The organism is Paenibacillus eucommiae (assembly GCF_017874215.1).
Taxonomy (GTDB): Bacteria; Bacillota; Bacilli; order Paenibacillales; family NBRC-103111; genus Paenibacillus_AI; species Paenibacillus_AI eucommiae.
In genome coordinates this window covers 25,836-44,488 of the sequence record NZ_JAGGLB010000002.1, presented here as the reverse complement: position 1 = coordinate 44,488, position 18,653 = coordinate 25,836, and the positions used below count along the sequence as shown (strand labels likewise).

19 protein-coding genes and 1 riboswitch are annotated in these 18,653 nt (G+C 45.3%); of the genes, 18 read left to right on the top strand and 1 reads right to left on the bottom strand.

Annotation, left to right across the window (positions count from 1 at the left end):
• The first annotated feature begins 47 nt into the window (after positions 1–47).
• The 10 genes from J2Z66_RS02600 (at position 48) to J2Z66_RS02555 (ending at position 8,971) form a co-directional block, all read left to right on the top strand.
• On the top strand, positions 48–479 hold the full coding sequence (locus J2Z66_RS02600) for a peptidylprolyl isomerase (protein WP_209969698.1): 432 nt from the start codon (positions 48–50) through the stop codon (positions 477–479).
• 612 nt (positions 480–1,091) lie between these two features.
• Positions 1,092–1,270, top strand: a riboswitch (FMN riboswitch).
• Between the two features lie 282 nt (positions 1,271–1,552).
• Positions 1,553–2,674: a bifunctional diaminohydroxyphosphoribosylaminopyrimidine deaminase/5-amino-6-(5-phosphoribosylamino)uracil reductase RibD gene (ribD, locus tag J2Z66_RS02595; RefSeq protein ID WP_312894390.1), complete on the top strand. Its 1,122-nt coding sequence runs from the start codon at positions 1,553–1,555 to the stop codon at positions 2,672–2,674.
• Positions 2,675–2,676: 2 nt separating this feature from the next.
• Positions 2,677–3,345, top strand: coding sequence for a riboflavin synthase (gene ribE, locus J2Z66_RS02590; RefSeq protein WP_209969695.1), 669 nt, complete (start codon positions 2,677–2,679; stop codon positions 3,343–3,345).
• 97 nt (positions 3,346–3,442) lie between these two features.
• Positions 3,443–4,699 carry a bifunctional 3,4-dihydroxy-2-butanone-4-phosphate synthase/GTP cyclohydrolase II gene (locus J2Z66_RS02585; RefSeq protein ID WP_209969694.1) on the top strand — a complete coding sequence of 419 codons (1,257 nt, stop codon included), beginning with the start codon at positions 3,443–3,445 and terminating at the stop codon, positions 4,697–4,699.
• 55 nt (positions 4,700–4,754) lie between these two features.
• Positions 4,755–5,225 carry a 6,7-dimethyl-8-ribityllumazine synthase gene (gene ribH / locus J2Z66_RS02580; RefSeq protein WP_209969692.1) on the top strand — a complete coding sequence of 157 codons (471 nt, stop codon included), beginning with the start codon at positions 4,755–4,757 and terminating at the stop codon, positions 5,223–5,225.
• 59 nt (positions 5,226–5,284) lie between these two features.
• A complete protein-coding gene (locus J2Z66_RS02575) occupies positions 5,285–6,070 on the top strand; it encodes a segregation and condensation protein A (RefSeq protein ID WP_209969690.1) in 786 nt (261 codons plus the stop codon).
• Positions 6,039–6,653, top strand: coding sequence for an SMC-Scp complex subunit ScpB (gene scpB / locus J2Z66_RS02570; protein ID WP_209969688.1), 615 nt, complete (start codon positions 6,039–6,041; stop codon positions 6,651–6,653). The genes J2Z66_RS02575 and scpB overlap by 32 nt, the downstream gene beginning before the upstream one ends.
• A gap of 221 nt (positions 6,654–6,874) precedes the next feature.
• Positions 6,875–7,570, top strand: a complete 696-nt coding sequence (locus J2Z66_RS43740) for a DUF2953 domain-containing protein (RefSeq protein WP_209969686.1) — start codon at positions 6,875–6,877, stop codon at positions 7,568–7,570.
• 87 nt (positions 7,571–7,657) lie between these two features.
• Positions 7,658–8,164: a GerW family sporulation protein gene (gene ytfJ, locus J2Z66_RS02560; RefSeq protein WP_209969684.1), complete on the top strand. Its 507-nt coding sequence runs from the start codon at positions 7,658–7,660 to the stop codon at positions 8,162–8,164.
• Between the two features lie 99 nt (positions 8,165–8,263).
• Complete coding sequence (locus tag J2Z66_RS02555; protein ID WP_209969683.1) at positions 8,264–8,971, top strand: FadR/GntR family transcriptional regulator; 708 nt, start codon at positions 8,264–8,266, stop codon at positions 8,969–8,971.
• 518 nt (positions 8,972–9,489) lie between these two features.
• Here J2Z66_RS02555 and J2Z66_RS02550 read toward each other — a convergent pair.
• The gene (locus J2Z66_RS02550; RefSeq protein WP_209969681.1) at positions 9,490–10,788 is read right to left on the bottom strand and encodes an ArsB/NhaD family transporter; all 1,299 of its coding nucleotides are present in this window, start codon (positions 10,786–10,788) and stop codon (positions 9,490–9,492) included.
• 230 nt (positions 10,789–11,018) lie between these two features.
• On the opposite strand from J2Z66_RS02550, the gene J2Z66_RS02545 reads away from it, so the two are divergent.
• The 8 genes from J2Z66_RS02545 to J2Z66_RS02510 all read left to right on the top strand — a co-directional run bounded on the left by J2Z66_RS02545 (position 11,019) and on the right by J2Z66_RS02510 (position 18,652).
• The gene (locus tag J2Z66_RS02545; protein ID WP_376774356.1) at positions 11,019–12,242 is read left to right on the top strand and encodes a D-alanyl-D-alanine carboxypeptidase family protein; all 1,224 of its coding nucleotides are present in this window, start codon (positions 11,019–11,021) and stop codon (positions 12,240–12,242) included.
• Positions 12,243–12,318: 76 nt separating this feature from the next.
• Positions 12,319–12,918 (top strand): nucleoside recognition domain-containing protein, encoded by a 600-nt coding sequence (locus J2Z66_RS02540; protein ID WP_209969680.1) that lies wholly within the window; start codon positions 12,319–12,321, stop codon positions 12,916–12,918.
• Positions 12,919–12,925: 7 nt separating this feature from the next.
• Positions 12,926–13,459, top strand: coding sequence for a spore maturation protein (locus tag J2Z66_RS02535; protein ID WP_209969679.1), 534 nt, complete (start codon positions 12,926–12,928; stop codon positions 13,457–13,459).
• A 60-nt stretch (positions 13,460–13,519) separates the two neighbouring features.
• Entirely contained in the window at positions 13,520–14,266 is a 747-nt protein-coding gene (locus J2Z66_RS02530; protein ID WP_209969674.1) for a pseudouridine synthase, read from the top strand.
• 79 nt (positions 14,267–14,345) lie between these two features.
• Complete coding sequence (resA, locus tag J2Z66_RS02525; RefSeq protein ID WP_209969671.1) at positions 14,346–14,876, top strand: thiol-disulfide oxidoreductase ResA; 531 nt, start codon at positions 14,346–14,348, stop codon at positions 14,874–14,876.
• A 24-nt stretch (positions 14,877–14,900) separates the two neighbouring features.
• Positions 14,901–16,571 carry a cytochrome c biogenesis protein ResB gene (gene resB, locus J2Z66_RS02520; protein WP_209969668.1) on the top strand — a complete coding sequence of 557 codons (1,671 nt, stop codon included), beginning with the start codon at positions 14,901–14,903 and terminating at the stop codon, positions 16,569–16,571.
• Positions 16,568–17,824 carry a cytochrome c biogenesis protein CcsA gene (ccsA, locus tag J2Z66_RS02515; protein WP_312894355.1) on the top strand — a complete coding sequence of 419 codons (1,257 nt, stop codon included), beginning with the start codon at positions 16,568–16,570 and terminating at the stop codon, positions 17,822–17,824. The genes resB and ccsA overlap by 4 nt, the downstream gene beginning before the upstream one ends.
• Positions 17,825–17,938: 114 nt before the next feature.
• Positions 17,939–18,652 carry a response regulator transcription factor gene (locus J2Z66_RS02510; protein ID WP_209969665.1) on the top strand — a complete coding sequence of 238 codons (714 nt, stop codon included), beginning with the start codon at positions 17,939–17,941 and terminating at the stop codon, positions 18,650–18,652.
• Position 18,653 lies beyond the last annotated feature (1 nt).

Here is an 18,653-nt window from a genome sequence, read left to right as displayed (position 1 = left end):
CATTCATAGTACAATATAACTATATTGATTTTTGGAGGAGACCACACATGGCTAAGCAAGCAAATGTAAAACTCGCTAATGGCGGGGACGTTGTGATCGATTTATTTGACAAGGAAGCTCCGAACACAGTGGCTAATTTTGAAAAGCTCGCAAATTCGGGTTTTTATAATGGACTGACTTTTCATCGTGTTATCCCAGGCTTTGTAGCCCAAGGTGGATGTCCGAATGGTTCAGGATCTGGTGGTCCCGGATATTCTATCGATTGTGAAATCAACCCTAACAAGCATGAGCGCGGCACGCTGGCTATGGCGCATGCAGGACGCAATACCGGAGGCAGCCAGTTCTATATTTGCTATCAGCCGCAGCCGCACCTTGACGGTGTCCACACTGTGTTCGGTAAAGTAAGCAAAGGCATGGAATTCGTCGATGCCCTTAAAGGAAAAGATGTTATTGAGAAAGTTGAAATCGTAGAAGTGTAAATTAAACATGATGAGCCACGAATGTATTCGTGGCTTTTTTTGTTTTTGCACTTGGCGGCTCCATCAAATATAGCTATAGCTACTTAAAAAGAATTTCAAATATTTTTGTTCAACTATCCTGAGAATCATTTTGAAGAGGGAGAGAAGGTATGTGACTTTTATTGGTAATATATGAAATTATATTTAAAAAACTATACTTAAAAATTTAAACTCGTAACGACTGTTTTCAAAAAAGTAATTAGGCCTTTTCTCTGAACCTCAATATAAGGACGGCCACAAATTCATTGTTAAGTTACCCAAATATACAATACATACAGCCAGTACTGCTCTTTTTAGGAGCATTTTTCACAATATATAGAAATATATCCGAGTTAGTCGCTTGCTTTTTTTGCTATCTAGTGGTAAAGTTTAAAATTAATTAAGGTAGATTTTCCGAACAAAATTCTTAAGGATATGTTCTGAACAAAGGCCAAGCTTGGGTAGTTTTTTATGTGTGATTTATCAATTCCAACTGGAGTTAGAAGTTATGGATAATTATTATCCTGATGCCTTTGAAAACCTTGATATAGCGGCGGTTTGGTTGCTATAAGATTTTATAAAAATGAAAAAACGAATATCCTTCGGGGCGGGGTGCAATTCCCCACCGGCGGTGTTACATCTGGCAGCCAGTCTGGCAAGATGTTCAGTCCGTGACCCGTAATGAAGCTGAACGGTATATGCCGAGGCCTCATTCCGGTTGACTCGGTGCAAGTCCGAGACCGACAGTATAGTCTGGATGGGAGAAGGAGAACGCGAATACTTTTTTGAATGCGGAACTTTGTACTTTTTTTCACATGTACTCTTTTTTGATGCTGCGTGGTCTTCAGCTTTTTTATCAAGCTGTCTGCGTTTGTTTCGAGATGATTTTGAGGAACGATGGAGCTAAAGTCAAAGCTTACAACGCAGGAGATTTATTCGTGTTGGAAAATTTTCCGATCAGAGCCCCTATCCTTCGGAGGAATGGGGCTTTTTTAGTTCAATAAACCCGTACGGAGAACGTCCATTTCATTTAATTGTCGAGGGGGTGTGCTATTATCCAACTGCTCAATGATGAGACTTATATGAGACTTGCGCTGCAAATGGCAGAGAGTGCAATGGGGCAGACAGGTATCAACCCGGTTGTAGGCTGTGTGCTTGTGAAGAATGGGCGCATCATTGGGATGGGCGCGCATTTGAAGCGTGGCGAAGGTCATGCCGAGGTAAATGCATTGCTGCTTGCTGGTGAGGAAGCCATGGGCTGTACAGCTTATGTCACGCTTGAACCGTGTAGTCATTATGGAAAAACGGCGCCCTGCAGCGATCGTCTAATAGAAGCTGGTGTAAAGCGAGTTGTTGTAGCCGATGTTGATCCGAATCCTCAGGTTGCGGGTACTGGCATTGCGAAGCTAAGGAGTCATGGTCTTGAGGTTGAGGTCGGGCTGCTGGCGGGAGTGTCTTCGGTGCTGAATGAGGCTTTTAATAAGTACATCGTTACTAAGATGCCTTTTGTGACGCTGAAGACAGCGAGTACGCTGGATGGGCGGATCGCCTCCAAGACCGGTCACAGCAGGTGGATCACCGGCGAGGCCTCGCGCGCCGCAGTGCATACCCTGCGCCATCGGCACCAGGGCATCCTCGTTGGCGTCGGCACGGTCCTCGCCGACGACCCGCAGCTGGACGCGCGGCTCCCGGTACCGGCTTTGCAGCCGGTCCGGCTCGTCGCGGATTCGCAGCTGCGAATCCCGCTAGGCGCCCGCGTGCTGCAGGAGCAGGATCGTCAGCCGACGATCCTGCTCGCAGGCGGGCAGGCGCCCGCTGAACGCCGTGCCGCGCTGGAAGCGCGTGGCATCGAGATCCTCACCTGCGGCGAAGGCCCGCAGGTGGATCTTGCCCTCGCCATGCGGCAGCTTGGCGAGCGGGAGATCGGCTCCATCCTCCTCGAGGGTGGAGGGCGCCTGAACGGCGCGATGCTGGAGCAGCGGCTCATCGACAAGATGGTGCTGTTCTACGCACCTAAGATAATCGGTGGAGCTGGAGCACCAGCGAATTTCGCTTTTGAAGGCTTCGAGAAGATGAGTGAGGCCATAACGCTCGAACGGCTGAAGGTAGAGCAGTTCGGTGCAGATATATGCCTGACAGGCTACCCGCAGTATGAACGAGAGGAGGAGAACGGCTAGTTATGTTCACTGGAATCATAGAAGAAATCGGCATTATGCGCCGTATTCACCGGCAAGGTCAATCGATGGTACTGACTATAGGCGCTAATCGGGTTCTTGAGGACGTGCATCTGGGGGACAGCATATCTGTTAACGGTGTATGCTTAACGGTCATTACCTACGACAGCGACTCATTTTCCGTCGACGTCATACCTGAGACCTTCCGGAAGACTAATCTCTGCAAGCTGCAAAGCGGCTCTAAGGTCAACCTGGAGCGGGCGATGGCGGCGAATGGCCGTTTCGGAGGTCATATCGTACAAGGACATGTGGACACAACGGCTGTTATTGTCTCCCGTACTCCTGAAGAAAACTCGATTGTTTTTCGTTTTGAGCCAGAGAAAACAGAGATTCTAAGATATATTATCAATAGCGGCTCTATTACAATAGATGGAATTAGTCTTACAGTTGTAAATGTAAATGACCGTTCAGTATCTGTATCGATCATACCGCACACACTAGCACAAACGGTGCTTCAGGATAAAAAACCAGGAGATACTGTGAATATCGAATGTGACGTTTTGGCTAAATATATGGAAAGACTACTCGGATTTCAATCAAGCAAGGGTACTGCACAAGAGAACAAACAAAATGCTATGAGCGCCAGTTATCTAGCCGAGCATGGTTTTATGTAATCGAGCATGTTTTTATGTATTACCACCCGTGCATCATCAATGAATAATTTGCTCCACACTTTTGAAGAAAGCTTGTTATGTATAGGAGGGATATACCATGGGAGAACAGACAAATACGAGTGTGGATAGAAATAATGTCAATTTCAGCAAAATTGAAGATGCGATATATGATTTGATTTTGGGGAAAGTGATTATTGTTGTCGATGACGAAGATCGGGAAAATGAAGGGGATTTTATTGCCCTGGCCGAAAAGGCGACACCTGAGGTCATCAACTTTATGATTAAAGAAGGCCGCGGGCTCGTTTGTGTACCGATTACGGAGCAGCGTGCCCAGGAGCTGGATCTGCCGCAGATGGTGGCCCGTAACACGGATTATCACGGAACAGCCTTTACGATTTCTGTCGATCATGCCAGCACAACTACGGGTATTTCCGCTTATGAGCGTTCGGCTACAATTCAGGCTCTGATTAACCCTGCCACGCGCGCTCAGGAATTTCGCAGACCCGGTCATGTATTTCCATTAGTAGCGAAGGCGGGCGGTGTGCTGCGCAGGACTGGCCATACGGAGGCAGCTGTGGATTTGGCCAAGATGTGCGGTTCCTACCCTGCCGCGGTAATTTGTGAAGTGATTAAGGAAGACGGTTCAATGGCCCGTGTTCCGGATTTAATGGAAATTGCCGACAAGCATAGTATGCGGATTATTACGATTCAGGATCTGATCCACTACCGCAATCAAATGGAAAATTTGATTCAGCGGGAAGTAGAGGTTAAACTACCTACAGACCTAGGCAGCTTCAAAGCTGTTGCTTACACAAATCAGTTGGACAACAAGGAGCATGTTGCGCTCGTTAAAGGAACTATTGATTCCGACCAGCCAATTCTGGTCAGGGTTCACTCCGAATGCTTGACGGGAGATGTCTTTCATTCCCACCGTTGTGACTGCGGACCGCAGCTTGATGCAGCTTTGAAACAAATCGAGCTTGCAGGCTCAGGCGTGCTTCTGTATATGCGGCAAGAGGGCAGAGGGATTGGCTTAATCAATAAATTAAAAGCTTATGCCTTGCAGGAGCAGGGATTTGACACTGTTGAGGCGAATATTAAGCTTGGGTTCGCTCCTGATCTTCGAGACTATGGGATTGGCGCACAAATTCTGAAGGATCTCGGAGTTCGAAAAATTCGCCTGCTGACCAATAATCCCCGCAAAATTAAAGGACTAGAAGGCTACGGCCTCGAAATTGTCGAACGGGTTCCTATTCAAATGGAAACTAACGAAGATAATTCGGCCTATTTGCATACGAAACAGGAAAAGTTGGGTCATATGCTGGAATTTCATGATTCTGGCAGCGGCATTTAATGGAATAGCTGGGCTTAAAAAATTAAATTTTAGATAGAGAAAAGGAGAAATTATCATGCCAAAAGTATACGAAGGTCATTTAGTTTCACAAAATTTAAAATATGGAATCGTCGTTGGACGTTTCAATGAATTTATAACTTCCAAGTTATTATCAGGTGCGCTGGATGGTCTTAAGCGACATGGGGTACTTGATGATGAGATTGAAATTGCTTGGGTACCTGGAGCTTTTGAAATTTCGTTAATTGCTCAGAAGATGGCCGAAAGCGGCAAGTATGACGCTGTTATTACACTGGGTACAGTTATCCGCGGCTCTACTCCGCATTTTGATTATGTATGCAGCGAGGTTGCCAAAGGCGTTTCTGCGATTTCATTGAAAACAGGAGTCCCTACGATATTCGGGGTGCTTACAACGGATTCAATTGAACAAGCTGTAGAGCGGGCTGGTACAAAAGCTGGCAACAAAGGCTGGGAAGCCGCTGCATCAGCTATTGAAATGGCTAATCTATCCAAACAATTACAAGCTTAATTTTGGATTTCATATATCTTTAATCTTAAACAAGGCAGCAAGGGGGATACAACAACCCGATGAAAGTAACATATAAACTAGAAGCGTTTGAAGGCCCCCTTGATCTCTTGCTGCATTTGATCGACAAGAATGAGCTGGATATTTACAACATACCAGTCAAGGAGATAACGGATCAGTATTTGGAATATGTGCAGGCTATGCACGAGCTGGAGCTCGATGTTACGAGCGAATTTCTGGTGATGGCGGCTACTTTGCTTTCGATCAAGAGCAAGATGCTGTTGCCCAAGCCGCCTGTCATCGAGTACGATGATGCTCTGTTTGATATGGAGGATGACTTCGACCCTCGTGCGGAGCTGGTTCAGAAGCTGATTGAATATCGCAAATATAAATCAATAGCTGATTTGCTGCGCGATAAAGAGGTCGAGCGGAGCTTGGTGTACACCCGTGAGCCGGAAGATTTGTCTACCTTCTTACCTGTTGTGCAAGAGAATCCTGTACTCGGACTGGTTGCCATGGATCTTCTTATTGCCTTTCAGCGAACATTGCGCAAGATGGTCAGCCGTAACACGATTTCCAAGATCCGTAGGGATGAAATATCCGTTAAGGACCGCATGAAGGAAGTTCTCCAACTGCTTAAAGTGAGAAGCGGGAAGTTTCTTTTTTCCAAGCTGTTCGATTATCAAATGACGCGTGAGGAAGTCGTTGTTACTTTTTTGGCCTTACTGGAATTAATGAAGATGAAGAAGCTGGTTTGCTATCAGCACAGCTTATTTGAGGATATTGTCATTCAAGCTAAAGGGGAGGAGCTTAACGTTGAACTACCGGCAGATGAAATCAGTTATTGAAGGGCTTCTTTTCGCCGCGGGTGACGAAGGGTTGGATGCGAAGCAGATTGCGGAGGTCATGGAGCAGGATGTGAAGCTTATTACTGATCTGGTCGTGGAATTAAAAGGCGATATGAAGCGCGATAAACGGGGCATCCAAATTGTTGAAATTGCCGGAGCTTTTCAGTTAACGACTTTAGTGGAGCACGCACCTTTTTTTGAACGGCTTGCTTACAGTCCGTCGCGCTCCTCCTTATCTCAAGCGGCATTGGAGACATTATCTATTGTTGCCTACAAGCAGCCCATTACACGGGTGGAAATCGAGGAAATACGCGGCGTAAAAAGCGATAGAGCCCTCCATACGCTGTCGGCCAAAGATTTAATTGAAGAACAAGGCCGTGCCGAAGCTGTGGGAAGACCGATTCTTTATCGCACCACCAAATCATTTCTTGATTATTTTGGCTTAAGCTCATTGCAGGAATTACCTGAACCAACCTCCTTTCAAAATGAATTTGATTTAGAAGAAGAAACAAAAATGCTTTTTGACAAGCTTGATACGAAGCAAATTACATTTGATGAAGTACAAACGGATGAAGTCGAATAAAGCGTTACATGGCTCTACAAAGCTTTACAAAGGCTCTACTACATATTTTTATACTTTATATACCAACTATGCATGGTTTTCCATTTCATGGTCATACTAAACTTCGTTATAAGGGAGCAAGGCTGCTCTTTGTAACGGAGTTTTTTTGTTGAATTGACTTTTGCATATCTACTTTTGCTTTAACCATTTTTGCTGTTAGGGAGTTTTGGGGAGGAATGAACGTGATCTGGTTATGGGTGGTTGGTATCGTATTGTTCGCTGTTATTGTGATTTTATGCTTCAGCTATATTAGTGGTAACATCTTTTTTTCCAGAGAAAAGGATAACGATGAGATTGTTGTCGAAATCCAGGCTTTATTTGGCTTACTGCATTACCGGTATGTCGTGCCGATGATCAAATTTAAAGGCTTCGCCGAAGGAATTCAAGTTAAATCCAAGTTAGTAAACGAGAATACTTCAGCCCCGCTGAGTGAGACCAAGGAACGTATTACCCAAGACAAAATCATCCGTTTTTATCATACAGCCAAGATTTTGCTGCAAAATGCAGTTCACCTCTATGAATGGTTAAAGCGTTCGCTTTCGCATGTACAATGCATGAAGCTGACCTGGAGTACCCATGTAGGCCTTGAGGACGCACCTGAAACAGCAATAACAACAGGAGCCGTGTGGGCAATGAAATCGTCTCTGCTCGGGTTCATCATGCCTTATGTCCAAATAAAGTGCAGGCCGCTTATCGAAGTGGTTCCAGAATATAACCGCATGCAGTTTACAACTGTGTTTTCCTGTGCGGTTCGTGTAAGATTTTTCTATGCAATGTTGGCTGCTGTGCAGTTATTGTACCGAATATTGAAGGTGAAAGGCGGTCTTCGTACCTGGTATCGGATCATGATGAACCGCAAAGTGAAATTATTTTCTTGACACATACCCTATATAACTTTGGGATATCCTAATAAACGAACAAAAACCTTGATCAACTAGGTATCCGAGAATGGAGGAGAATAAAAAATGTCATTAACACAGCATCCAATCGAAGGATTAATGAAAGTCGCCATGGAAAATATAAAAGAAATGGTCGATGTCAATACGATTGTTGGTGACCCGGTAGAAACACCGGATGGCAGTGTCATCATGCCGATATCCAAGGTTGGTTTCGGCTTTGCAGCCGGGGGAAGTGAATTTGTTACCCATGTGAAGCACGATGGTGCTATAGCTGGCAGACAGGACGCAAGTGCAGCCAAGGTTGAGCTTCCCTTTGGAGGAGGTAGCGGCGGCGGGGTTTCCATTACACCAATTGCTTTCCTGGTGGTAGGCAAGGCTGGAGTCAAAGTTGTTCCATTGGATAACCAAACCCATATCCTGGAGCGCTTAATTGATTCAGCCCCTCAAGTAGCAGAGAAAATTCAAAGTATGATCAAAGGGATGCAGGGTACAAGCACAGCGCATACTATGGATCCTTTGAACGCCGCTCAAGCTGCCCCAAACAACCAAGATAATCCAAATTTTATCGTTTAAAAAGATTTTCAATTGGGCTGCTCTAGCGGGCAGCTTTTTTTGTATGACTTTTTGGGCAAAATCCTCTATCATGGAAAGATGAAAGATGAGGTGGATGCAATGAATTTTAATCAGGTTAAACCGTTAAAGGGTTATGAAATGGTTATGAACCGGATACGTGACTCCATAGAATCTGGAGAGCTTAAGCCAGGAGACAAGCTTTCTTCCGTAGTTGATCTGGCGACCAGCTTTGGGGTAGGGAGATCGACGATCAGAGAAGCTTTAAGCGCCCTTAAGGCTATGGGATGGGTAGATATTTTGCAGGGCGGAGGTACTTATGTCGCTGAGCAGCTGCCCAAGGACGGAGAGACGCCGGATCTGTTTGACAGAGCGGAGTCACTGAAGGAAATTTTGGAGATTAGAAAAATCATGGAAACCGGTGGTGTGCGGCTTGCTGCGCAGAATAGAACCGATGAAGACCTGCAGGTGCTTCGTGACATTTTAGAAGAAATGGAAGATTCGATCGATGATGAAGTTCGCGGCGAAGAAGCGGATGCCAAATTTCATCTGCAGCTTGCTAAAGCCACACATAATGGTCTTATTCTACATATGATGGAGCTATTGTCACAAAGACTGCAGGAAAGCATGATGGAATCTCGAAGGCTGTGGTTTTATGCCGAAAAAGCAAGCTCGCAGAGACTGCTCCAAGAACACCGGAAAATTTACGAAGCTATCTTTGATCGAAATGAGGGCAAGGCATATGATACGATGATGCAGCATCTTCTCAAAGTGGAATCAGTGCTGCATCATCGGGGGAATAATCTGTAAGCTAGCAAGGAGCCAAGGGTGCTGTCCTTTTATGGATGTCTCCCCTGGTTCTTTTTCATTTTCATCGCTAAAAGAGGCCGGATGGCTTCTCTGGGTGGATAAAAGGGGTTTTAACGATGTTTTTCATTGTTAAAGTAAGGTTGTGGAGACGGCTTGGTGCTTTTAATGATGAAAAACATCGTTAAACATTGGTAAAGTAGCAGATCCTTCTCGGCTGCGCGCCCTCTTCATTCCCAGCGCCATTGCCCGCGGGAAAATCTCCTCCAACCAAGAGAAAAAAACCTTGCTGGCTATCCGTTTGAGCTGGGTGTTCGTACGATTGAAGCTAAAAAGAGGGAAGGGCTGTGGGTGGAAGAGCGTTAGCGTCCGCCTTTAAAGATTTGTTCCTACCCCTATATCCATATCATTCAAGGGAACAAATCTTTAACAGCGGCTGGAGCCCACAGCCCTTCCCTCCCCCTAGCACTAACATTACGAGCACACTCATCAAAGGACGCCACGAAGGCGTCCTTTTCAATTCAAATGAAGTATCTTAAGTATACATACACCTGAGCAATCACTAATGAAATAAGCGTAATAGGTGCTCCTACCTTAAGGAACTCCCAGTAACTGAAGCTTTTTCCCTCTTTGGCTGCCATGCCTGCCGCTATTAAGTTGGCCGAAGCGCCAATCATCGTCGCATTGCCTCCAAGGCAGGATCCTAATGCGAGTGACCACCACAAAGTAGTAATTTGTGAGGAGTCAACTGCAAGCCCGAGTCCGTCGGCCATTTCCTTAATAAAAGGAATCATCGTAACGACAAAAGGAATATTGTCCACAGTTGCCGAAGCAAATGCAGATCCCCAAAGCATCAAGATAGATGCGTATTCCATATCCCCCTGTGTAATTTCCAGCGCTTTTTGAGCCAGGTTCCGAATGATCCCGACCTCTTGAAGACCACCTACCAAGGCAAACAATCCGACAAAGAAAAGCAGGGCAGCCCAATCCACGTGTTCAAAAGCTTTATGTGCAGACTGCCGTTTTGTGCCAATCAACATAAGGAGTATGGCCCCTGCAATTGCAATTGCTGCCGGCTCTACTTGAATAAAGGTATGAAAGATGAATGCAAGAAGGGTCAAAGCAAGCACAATCACCGATTTTTTGATAAGAGAAGGGTCCTGAATGAATTCCCGTTCTTTTATAGTTAATAATTTGGCTTGGATCTTAGGGTCGGGCTTGAGCTGCTTTTTATAAACCAAATATAAGAAAATAAGTGCTGCTGCCAAAATAATGACCACAATGGGAGCCAGGTTAAGGATAAATGCGTTAAAGGTCAAATGCGGATTCGCCGTGCCTATCATCATATTGAGAGGGTTTCCGATTAAGCTGGCTGTTCCTCCAATATTGGAAGCTATGATTTCAGCAAGTAGAAAAGGCACCGGATTGACTTGGATGATTCTAGTTATGGAAAGCGTAATAGGAACCACCAGTAGTATGGTCGTAATATTGTCCAAAACTGTCGAAGCAACTGCCGCAAGAATTGACAAAAATATAAGAATACGCAAAGGGTGTCCTTTTGCGGCTTTCGCTGTGCGGACGGCAGCATATTGAAATAGCCCAGTTTGTTGGATGAAGCCTCCAAGTATCATCATGCCGGCCAGTAAGGTAATGGTTCTCCATTCGATATATTGGGTGAATGCCAGCTGCAGATCCGTTATACCCAGGATGATAAGTAATGCAGCTCCGATCAGGGCGATTAGTGTGCGATTGATTTTTTCAGAAATAATAATGGCATAGACGACAAGAAAAATAATTAAAGCCAACCAAGTTTGAAGCATATAAGTATTCTCCTCCCGCGTAATCAAGTGTTTGAATCTGGAAATAAGCAAAAAAAGCCCTTGTGATAGGCTCTGGGCTGTGCTGCACATGAAAATTCTTCCTCATTATACAGAGTGATGGGCACTTTGTAAACAGCGGACATAACCAATTCGAACAAGCATATACATGTACAAGTGTTATGTGGACAACGGTGCAGTCCAGTCAATCCAGATTTCTTAGGGGGTAAATCATGGTCAGGGCATTCAGGGCGTTCAGGACGTTCAAGACATTCATTCGGAGAAGTTTGGTTATTATGGCAGCTGGAATCTTACTGTTCACAAGCACATTCGTCAACAGTGTTAGTGCAGGTCCGCCGCAAATCGATACGTATGCCGTTGGAGCAGCACTCATTGATGTTGAGTCAGGGCGTATTCTGTATAGTGAGAAGGGCGATGAGCCTATGAGGATTGCCAGCTTAACCAAAATAATGACCGCTATTGTAGCTATAGAGTATGGGAAATTATCCGATACCGTAAAAGTTAGCAAGAACGCCTATGCCAAAGAAGGCTCATCGCTATATTTAAAGCTGGGCGAGGAAATGAGCTTGAATAATATGCTCTACGGTCTTATGCTTCGTTCCGGCAATGATGCTGCAACAGCAATTGCTGAGCATGTAGGAGGAAGCTTGGAGGGGTTCGTCTATCTGATGAATGAAAAGGCCAAGGAACTCGGCATGAAAAATTCCCATTTCATAAATCCCTCTGGTCTTGATGATGGGGAGGGCCACTATTCGAGCGCTAATGATATGGCCAAGCTTACCGCTTATGCGCTTAATAATCCTGTTTTTCAAGAAATAGTGAAAACCAAGGCGAAGAAAGTACCGAACCCAAATGAAGAGTGGGATTACAACTGGTTAAATAAAAATAAAATGCTGGGATTGTTTGAGGGTGCGGATGGTGTAAAAACCGGCTATACAAAGCTCGCCAAGCGCTGCCTGGTATCCTCTGCAACCAGAGGGGGACAGCAGCTTGCTGTCGTGACCTTAAACGATTCGAATGACTGGTCCGATCACGCGCGTCTTTTGCAGTATGGATTTGCAAACTATCCGCTTAAGCAAATTGTCAGCAAAGGTGAGGCGGTTCAAGGCAGTACAGGAACTGCTTCCCGCTCATTCTACTATCCGCTCCTGGAGGAGGAGCAGAAGCTGCTTCAAACCGGTGTTGTTCCCATTCAAGAAGATACGATGGATTACCGGCTTGGACAGAGAGGAAGCCTGCAAATCTTACTGGATGGAAAACAGATCGGAGCTGTGTCTCTTGAGTTGGCGAATTCAGAGGGTAGAGGGCAACAAAACCAGCCTGTGAAAGAAAAGTCGACATTCAGCTTCCAGGCCGGTGAGATGTATAAGGAATCGTTTCAAAAGCATTACTGGCGGATGATCAAGCTGGTTACCCGAATCCTGTTTACATTCTAGCGAGTCAGTTTTTTGCTAAGAAGCCTAAGGAGCCTAAGGCGCCTAAGAAGTCTAAGAAGCCTGAGGAGGAGGACATATGGTAAACATAATTTGGCTGTTCTTTTTAGTAATGGGTTTTGTTGTCGCAGCCTTAAATGGGAATATTGATGTTGTAACGCAGGCAGCGTTTGATGGAGCGAAAAGCGGTGTGAGCGTATGCTTCGGGCTGATTAGTATATTAGTGTTCTGGCTTGGTATGATGCGTATCGCGGAGGATGCTGGTTTGCTTAATAAGATCGCTGTTCTGCTAAGACCCGTCATTCGCTTTTTATTTCCTAGTGTTCCAAAAAATCATCCCGCTCTAGGCTACATCATGTCCAATATGAGCGCTAACATTCTCGGTCTGGGCAATGCTGCGACTCCTATGGGGATTAAGGCAATGCAAGAGCTGCAGAAGCTGAATCCTGACAAAGAGAAAGCTAGTGCAGCTATGTGTACGCTGCTTGCTTTGAATACTTCGAGCATTACTTTGATACCTACTACATTAATAGCCATCCGGATGAACTTTCATTCACTTGATCCTGGAGAAATTGTAGGAACAACGCTGATAGCTACGATTATTTCTACCGCCGCGGCGATCATTGTGGACAGGTGGTACCGCAGATCGGCTTCGATAATTCCTCCCTTGAAAGGATGAGTGTTCCATGTATGCCTTCGTTTCGATGATATCAGCCTGGGCGATTCCGGTCATGATCGTATTCATCCCTTTATATGCCGCCTATCGCAAAGTGCCAGTTTATGAGTCATTTGTAGACGGAGCCAAGGATGGTTTCGATACGGCAATTCGTATTATTCCGCCACTTGTCGGTATGATGGTGGCAATCAGTGTTTTTCGGGCATCGGGAGCTATGGATTTACTGGTAGGGGGAATTAGGCCGCTCTTTGACCGGTTAGGCATACCCGTAGAGGTGCTGCCATTAGCTATTCTCCGGCCAATCACCGGAGCGGGCTCGCTGGCTTTTACAGCTGATCTTATCGAGCAGTTTGGACCGGATTCAATGATCGGACGAATTGCCTCTACGGTTCAAGGAAGTACGGACACAACTCTGTATGTGATCACTGTTTATTTTGGAGCTATCGGGATCCGCAAGGCGAGTTATGCTTTAAAAGTAGGTCTTATTTCTGACCTTGTTGGGTTCATTGCTTCCATAATTATTTGTTTTCTTGTATTCGGTTAATCTTGACGCTTGTGATTTCCTCTCAGGATAGGTATCATAGGGTTGAGGTGAAAGAGAATAATGGAACGATTGCAAAAAGTATTGGCTGAAGCGGGTATCGCTTCGCGCAGAAAAAGCGAGGAAATTATTACGGCAGGAAGAGTGCAAGTGAACGGCGAAGTCGTAACGACCCTCGGGGTTAAGGTAGATCCGGAACTGGATGAAATTGAAGTAGATGGGCGCTTGATTAATCAACAAAAGAAAATTTATGTACTGCTGAATAAGCCTAAGGGTGTAATTACGAGCAGCGCGGATCCGGAAGGACGCAGATTAGTTACCGACTTTCTTCCTGGAATCAAGGAACGGATATATCCGGTTGGCCGGCTTGACTATGACACAGAAGGACTGCTTCTGCTTACTAATGATGGGGAGTTTGCACATTTGCTCACACATCCCAAGCATCATGTGCCCAAGACGTATCAAGCTACAGTTAAGGGAGTTCCACACGGAACGATTCTGGACAAGCTGAGAAACGGGATAGAGCTTGAAGATGGAATGACATCACCGGCAGAAGTTGAATATGCGGATGTGAATCCGGATAAGAAAGAATCGATTGTGCAAATTACAATCTATGAGGGTAGAAACAGACAAGTAAGACGTATGTTCGAAGCTGTCTCCTTTCCGGTAATACGTTTACGGCGTATCCAATTCGGCCCGATTTTCCTGACTGGTGTCCCCCGTGGCAAATACAGACACCTCACAGTTAACGAGGTCAAAGAATTGAAGGAAGCCGCGCTCCAGACACATAAAATTCAAAAAGGTCAATAAGGTATTGACCTTCTTTTGCGTTATAATAAAAGGGTAGCGTCTTCACGAAGTACAGTCTTGAACTTGAAGGTGATGAGCAATGAAAAAAAACAAAAAATGGATTCAGCTTGCCATTTTTTCAGTAGTGCTCGTAATTGGTGTACTCACGATTATCAGTAATTTGTCGGCTACAAGTGATAAGAAGTATCCGCAGGTAGGTGACAAAGCTCCTGATTTTACGCTGCTGGATTTGAATGGACAACCTCATAATCTGTCTGATTTTAAAGGGAAGAACATATTGATCAATTTCTGGGGCACCTTTTGCAAACCATGCAAGGATGAAATGCCCGCTCTCCAGCGCCAGTATGAGAAATGGAATGAGCAGGGGGTTGTTTTCCTTGCCGTGAATATGGATACTAGCGAAATTACAGTGCAGAGCTTTATGGATCAATATAATCTAAACTTGCCTGTGCTGCTTGACAGCAAGGAGCAGGTCCGGAAAAACTATGGTGTCATGGATTACCCCTCGACCTTTTTTATCGGGAAAGATGGTAAGATCGTGATTAAGAAAATCGGTGAAATGAAAGAGACTTATATTCAAGAGACCATCCAGGCTTTAGTCTCTAAATAAGCTTACCAAGCAAGGGGGCGCAGCATGTTTCAAAATACAAAATGTGAATGCGGCCATCAGAATCCGGTGGGAACGGTACTATGCGAGTCATGTGGAAAGCCCCAACTGGATGAAGATCCGAATTTGCCGCTGGAAATGCGGTATGACGGTATAGCCAGACGTTCGCAAAAAGCCAATCCTTCATGGCTTGATCGTGTGTGGAATTTCTTCTCCTCGGTTAAAATCGCCGTTTATTTGATTTTTATCACATTGGTCGCTTCTGCCGTAGGAACGATTTATCCACAGGAAAACACTTTTCTCGACATGGTTCCGGACCAGTTCTATCAGCAAAATTACGGAACGCCAGGCCATATCTATTATTTACTTGGTCTGTCGCACACGTTTAACTCCTGGTGGTTCATTACGCTGCTATTCATGATCGGAACGTCATTAGTCGTTTGCAGCCTCGACCGGGTACTGCCGCTTTACCGGGCACTATCCAAGCAGCAGCTGCGCAAGCATCATAACTTCCTGATGCGCCAGAAGGTTGCTTATTCTGGTGAGTTGCCTGAGCAAAGCGATCCGCGCGCTTGGACAAGTGAGATGGGGGCTGCCTTGAAGAAGCGCAGCTATAAGGTGCATGTCGAGAGCGATGGAACGGCCCTGTTAGCGGAGAAACATCGCTTTAGCCGCTGGGGTCCGTATATTAATCATATCGGCTTGATTATTTTTCTGTTGGGTGTGTTAATGCGCAGCATACCAGGCTGGCATATGGACCAGTATATCGGCTTTCTGGAAGGCGAAACGAAGCAAATTCCGCACACTTCTTATTATTTGAAAAATGAAGAGTTTACGTTAGACCTTTACACTGAGGAAGAGATGTCTGAGGAATTCAAGCAAAAAGGGCAAATGGTGCCAAAGATTTATGAGACCAAAGCAGTTCTTTACCATTGCACAGCTAATTGTGATGATCCTGCCCAGGAACCTGTGCTTGAAGAGGTTCATAAATCTGATATTATAGTAAATAAGCCGTTGAACTATAAAGGATTGATGGCCTTTCAGTTTGATTACAAGGTGACACCACTCTTAATTTCTGTAACCCCGAGCTTAACAAATAAGCAAACTGGAGAAGTGTATGGGAGCTTCGAACTTCCGATGAGCCATCCGAAGGATTCTTATCAAGCAGGGGACTATACCTTAAAGCTCAAGGGCTTTTTCCCGGAGTTCGGGCTCGATGAGAATGGACAACCGATGACGAAATCGAATGAACCCAAGGTGCCTGCCTTTATTTTCAGCATTACAGGGCCAGGGCTTGCGGATGCCGGAGAACCTTATCTGTACTTTCCGAGACAGGTTGACAAGCAGACGTTCCGCCAGGATGATATTAATGGAGAAATCAGCAAGAAGTTCGATCTATCCGTTGGCTCCATGGAAGGCGTGAAGTTCGCCCAGTACACTTCTTATTTGAATATACGTGTTGATAAAGCTATGCCCTATATTTGGGTAGGCGCGGCAATTTCTATGCTTGGCTTGATTATGGGCTTTTATTGGCAGCACCGCAGAATTTGGCTGAGAATAGACGGGCGTAAGCTAACGCTTGGCGCACATACGAATAAGAATTGGTTTGGGATCCGTAATGAAGTAGCGGTTGCCTTAACGAAGAATGGTATCACCGTAACGCCGAAATCTTTGGAAACAGGAGGAAAGCCAGAGTGAATTTGAACTCGCTAAGCAGTACATTTTTATTGATTGCTTTTTTTGTATACATTGCCGCTTTCCTGTTTTTTGTGCTCTCCATAATAGGAAGAAGATGGAGCAATCGCAATCCGGAGGAACATACCAAAAGCTGGGGGAAATTCGCTTTCATCGTATCGGTTATCGGTTTTCTCTGCCAGCTCACTTATTTCTTTACCCGCTGGTATGACGGAGGCCGTATTCCTACGGCCAATATGTATGAATTTATGACTTTTCTCGGTATGATGATTATGCTTGCTTTTATCATTGTATACCTGATATATCGAACTCCTGCGCTAGGTATATTCGCGCTTCCGGTTGGATTTATCATTATTGCTTACGCTTCTGTATTTCCAAGTGAAATTCAGCCCTTAATTCCGGCACTGCAAAGCTATTGGCTGAAAATCCATGTAACCACTGCAGCGGCAGGAGAAGCATTCTTTGCAATCGGATTCGCCGGCGGGCTGATGTATCTGCTGCGGGCCATTGATTTTAAGGGAACAACAAAGCAAAATAAAAGGGAACAACGAGGCATTGAATTTACAATTTTTGTTGTTCTGGTTCTTGTCTGTTTTATAGGCTCGGTATTCACGTTCCATGGCTTCGGTTATGAATCTACATTTAGCAAGGAAGTAACGATAGTTCGGGATGGTGTTCAAACGGTTGAAACAGAGGAAGAAATGTATGTGCTTCCTCCGATCGTGAAGCCGCACGGGACTGAAATCGTCAAGCTGCAGCCGTTTCTTGGCATGACCAAGCCGTTGTTCGAAGCTCCTTCCTGGATGAAGGGAGGCAATGCTGGCAGACAACTGAATACGATGATATGGTCCATATTGCTGGGGATTATCCTTTACGGTCTGATCCGGTTAATTGCACGTAAACCGCTTGGAGCGGCAATGAGCCCTCTTTTGAAAGATATGGATTCAGAGGATTTAGATGAAATCAGCTACAGGGCTATTGCGATCGGTTATCCGGTATTTACGCTGGGTGCTCTGATCTTCGCGATGATTTGGGCTCAGGAGGCATGGGGCCGGTTCTGGGGCTGGGATCCTAAGGAAGTATGGGCTTTAATTACTTGGTTATTTTATGCAGTATTCCTGCATTTACGGTTATCTAAAGGCTGGCAGGGCAAGAAGTCGGCTTGGCTCGCTGTTATTGGATTTTTAGTTGTTATGTTTACTTTAGTAGGTGTAAATCTAATCATTTCAGGTTTGCATTCTTATGCAGGTGTCTAGTACAAAGGCGCTTAGTCCAGGACCTAGTCCTGGTTACTAGGCGCATACCAATTGCAGGTGCTTATGCATGCAGCTAGTCTCTATTAGAATAGACAGGAAAGGACTGTGGCGGGTATGGAAATAAAATCAAGTATTCTGATCGTTGATGATGAAGAACGGATTCGCCGTCTATTAAGGATGTATCTAGAGAAGGAAGGTTATTTGATTGAGGAAGCAGAGGATGGTGAGACAGCTCTGCGTATGGCCAGTGACACGGATTATGACCTGATTTTATTAGATGTAATGCTTCCAGGTATTGACGGGATTGAAGTGTGCGCCAGATTGCGTCAAGTGAAGTCAACGCCAGTCATTATGCTTACCGCCAAAGGTGAGGAGACGAACCGGGTGCATGGTTTTGAGGCCGGGGCTGATGATTATGTGGTGAAGCCATTCAGTCCGCGTGAGGTTATTTACCGGGTTAAAGCGATTCTTCGCCGCTCGTCCGCTACAGCGTTCTTATCCAAGGATGCAAGCTCAAGTAATAATATCGTATTTCCGAATTTGGTTATTGAGCATGATGCGCACCGGGTTTCGGCTGGTGGGCAGGAAGTGGCTCTAACACCTAAGGAGTACGAACTGCTGCACTATTTGGCCGTTTCTCCTGATAAGGTATTTTCACGTGAAGAGCTGCTTAAGGACGTATGGAATTATGAATTTTTCGGTGATTTGCGTACGGTAGATACGCATGTTAAACGTCTCCGTGAGAAATTGAACAAGGTTTCCCCAGAAGCTGCAGCCATGATTACAACTGTATGGGGTGTAGGCTATAAATTAGAGGTTCCAAAGTAAG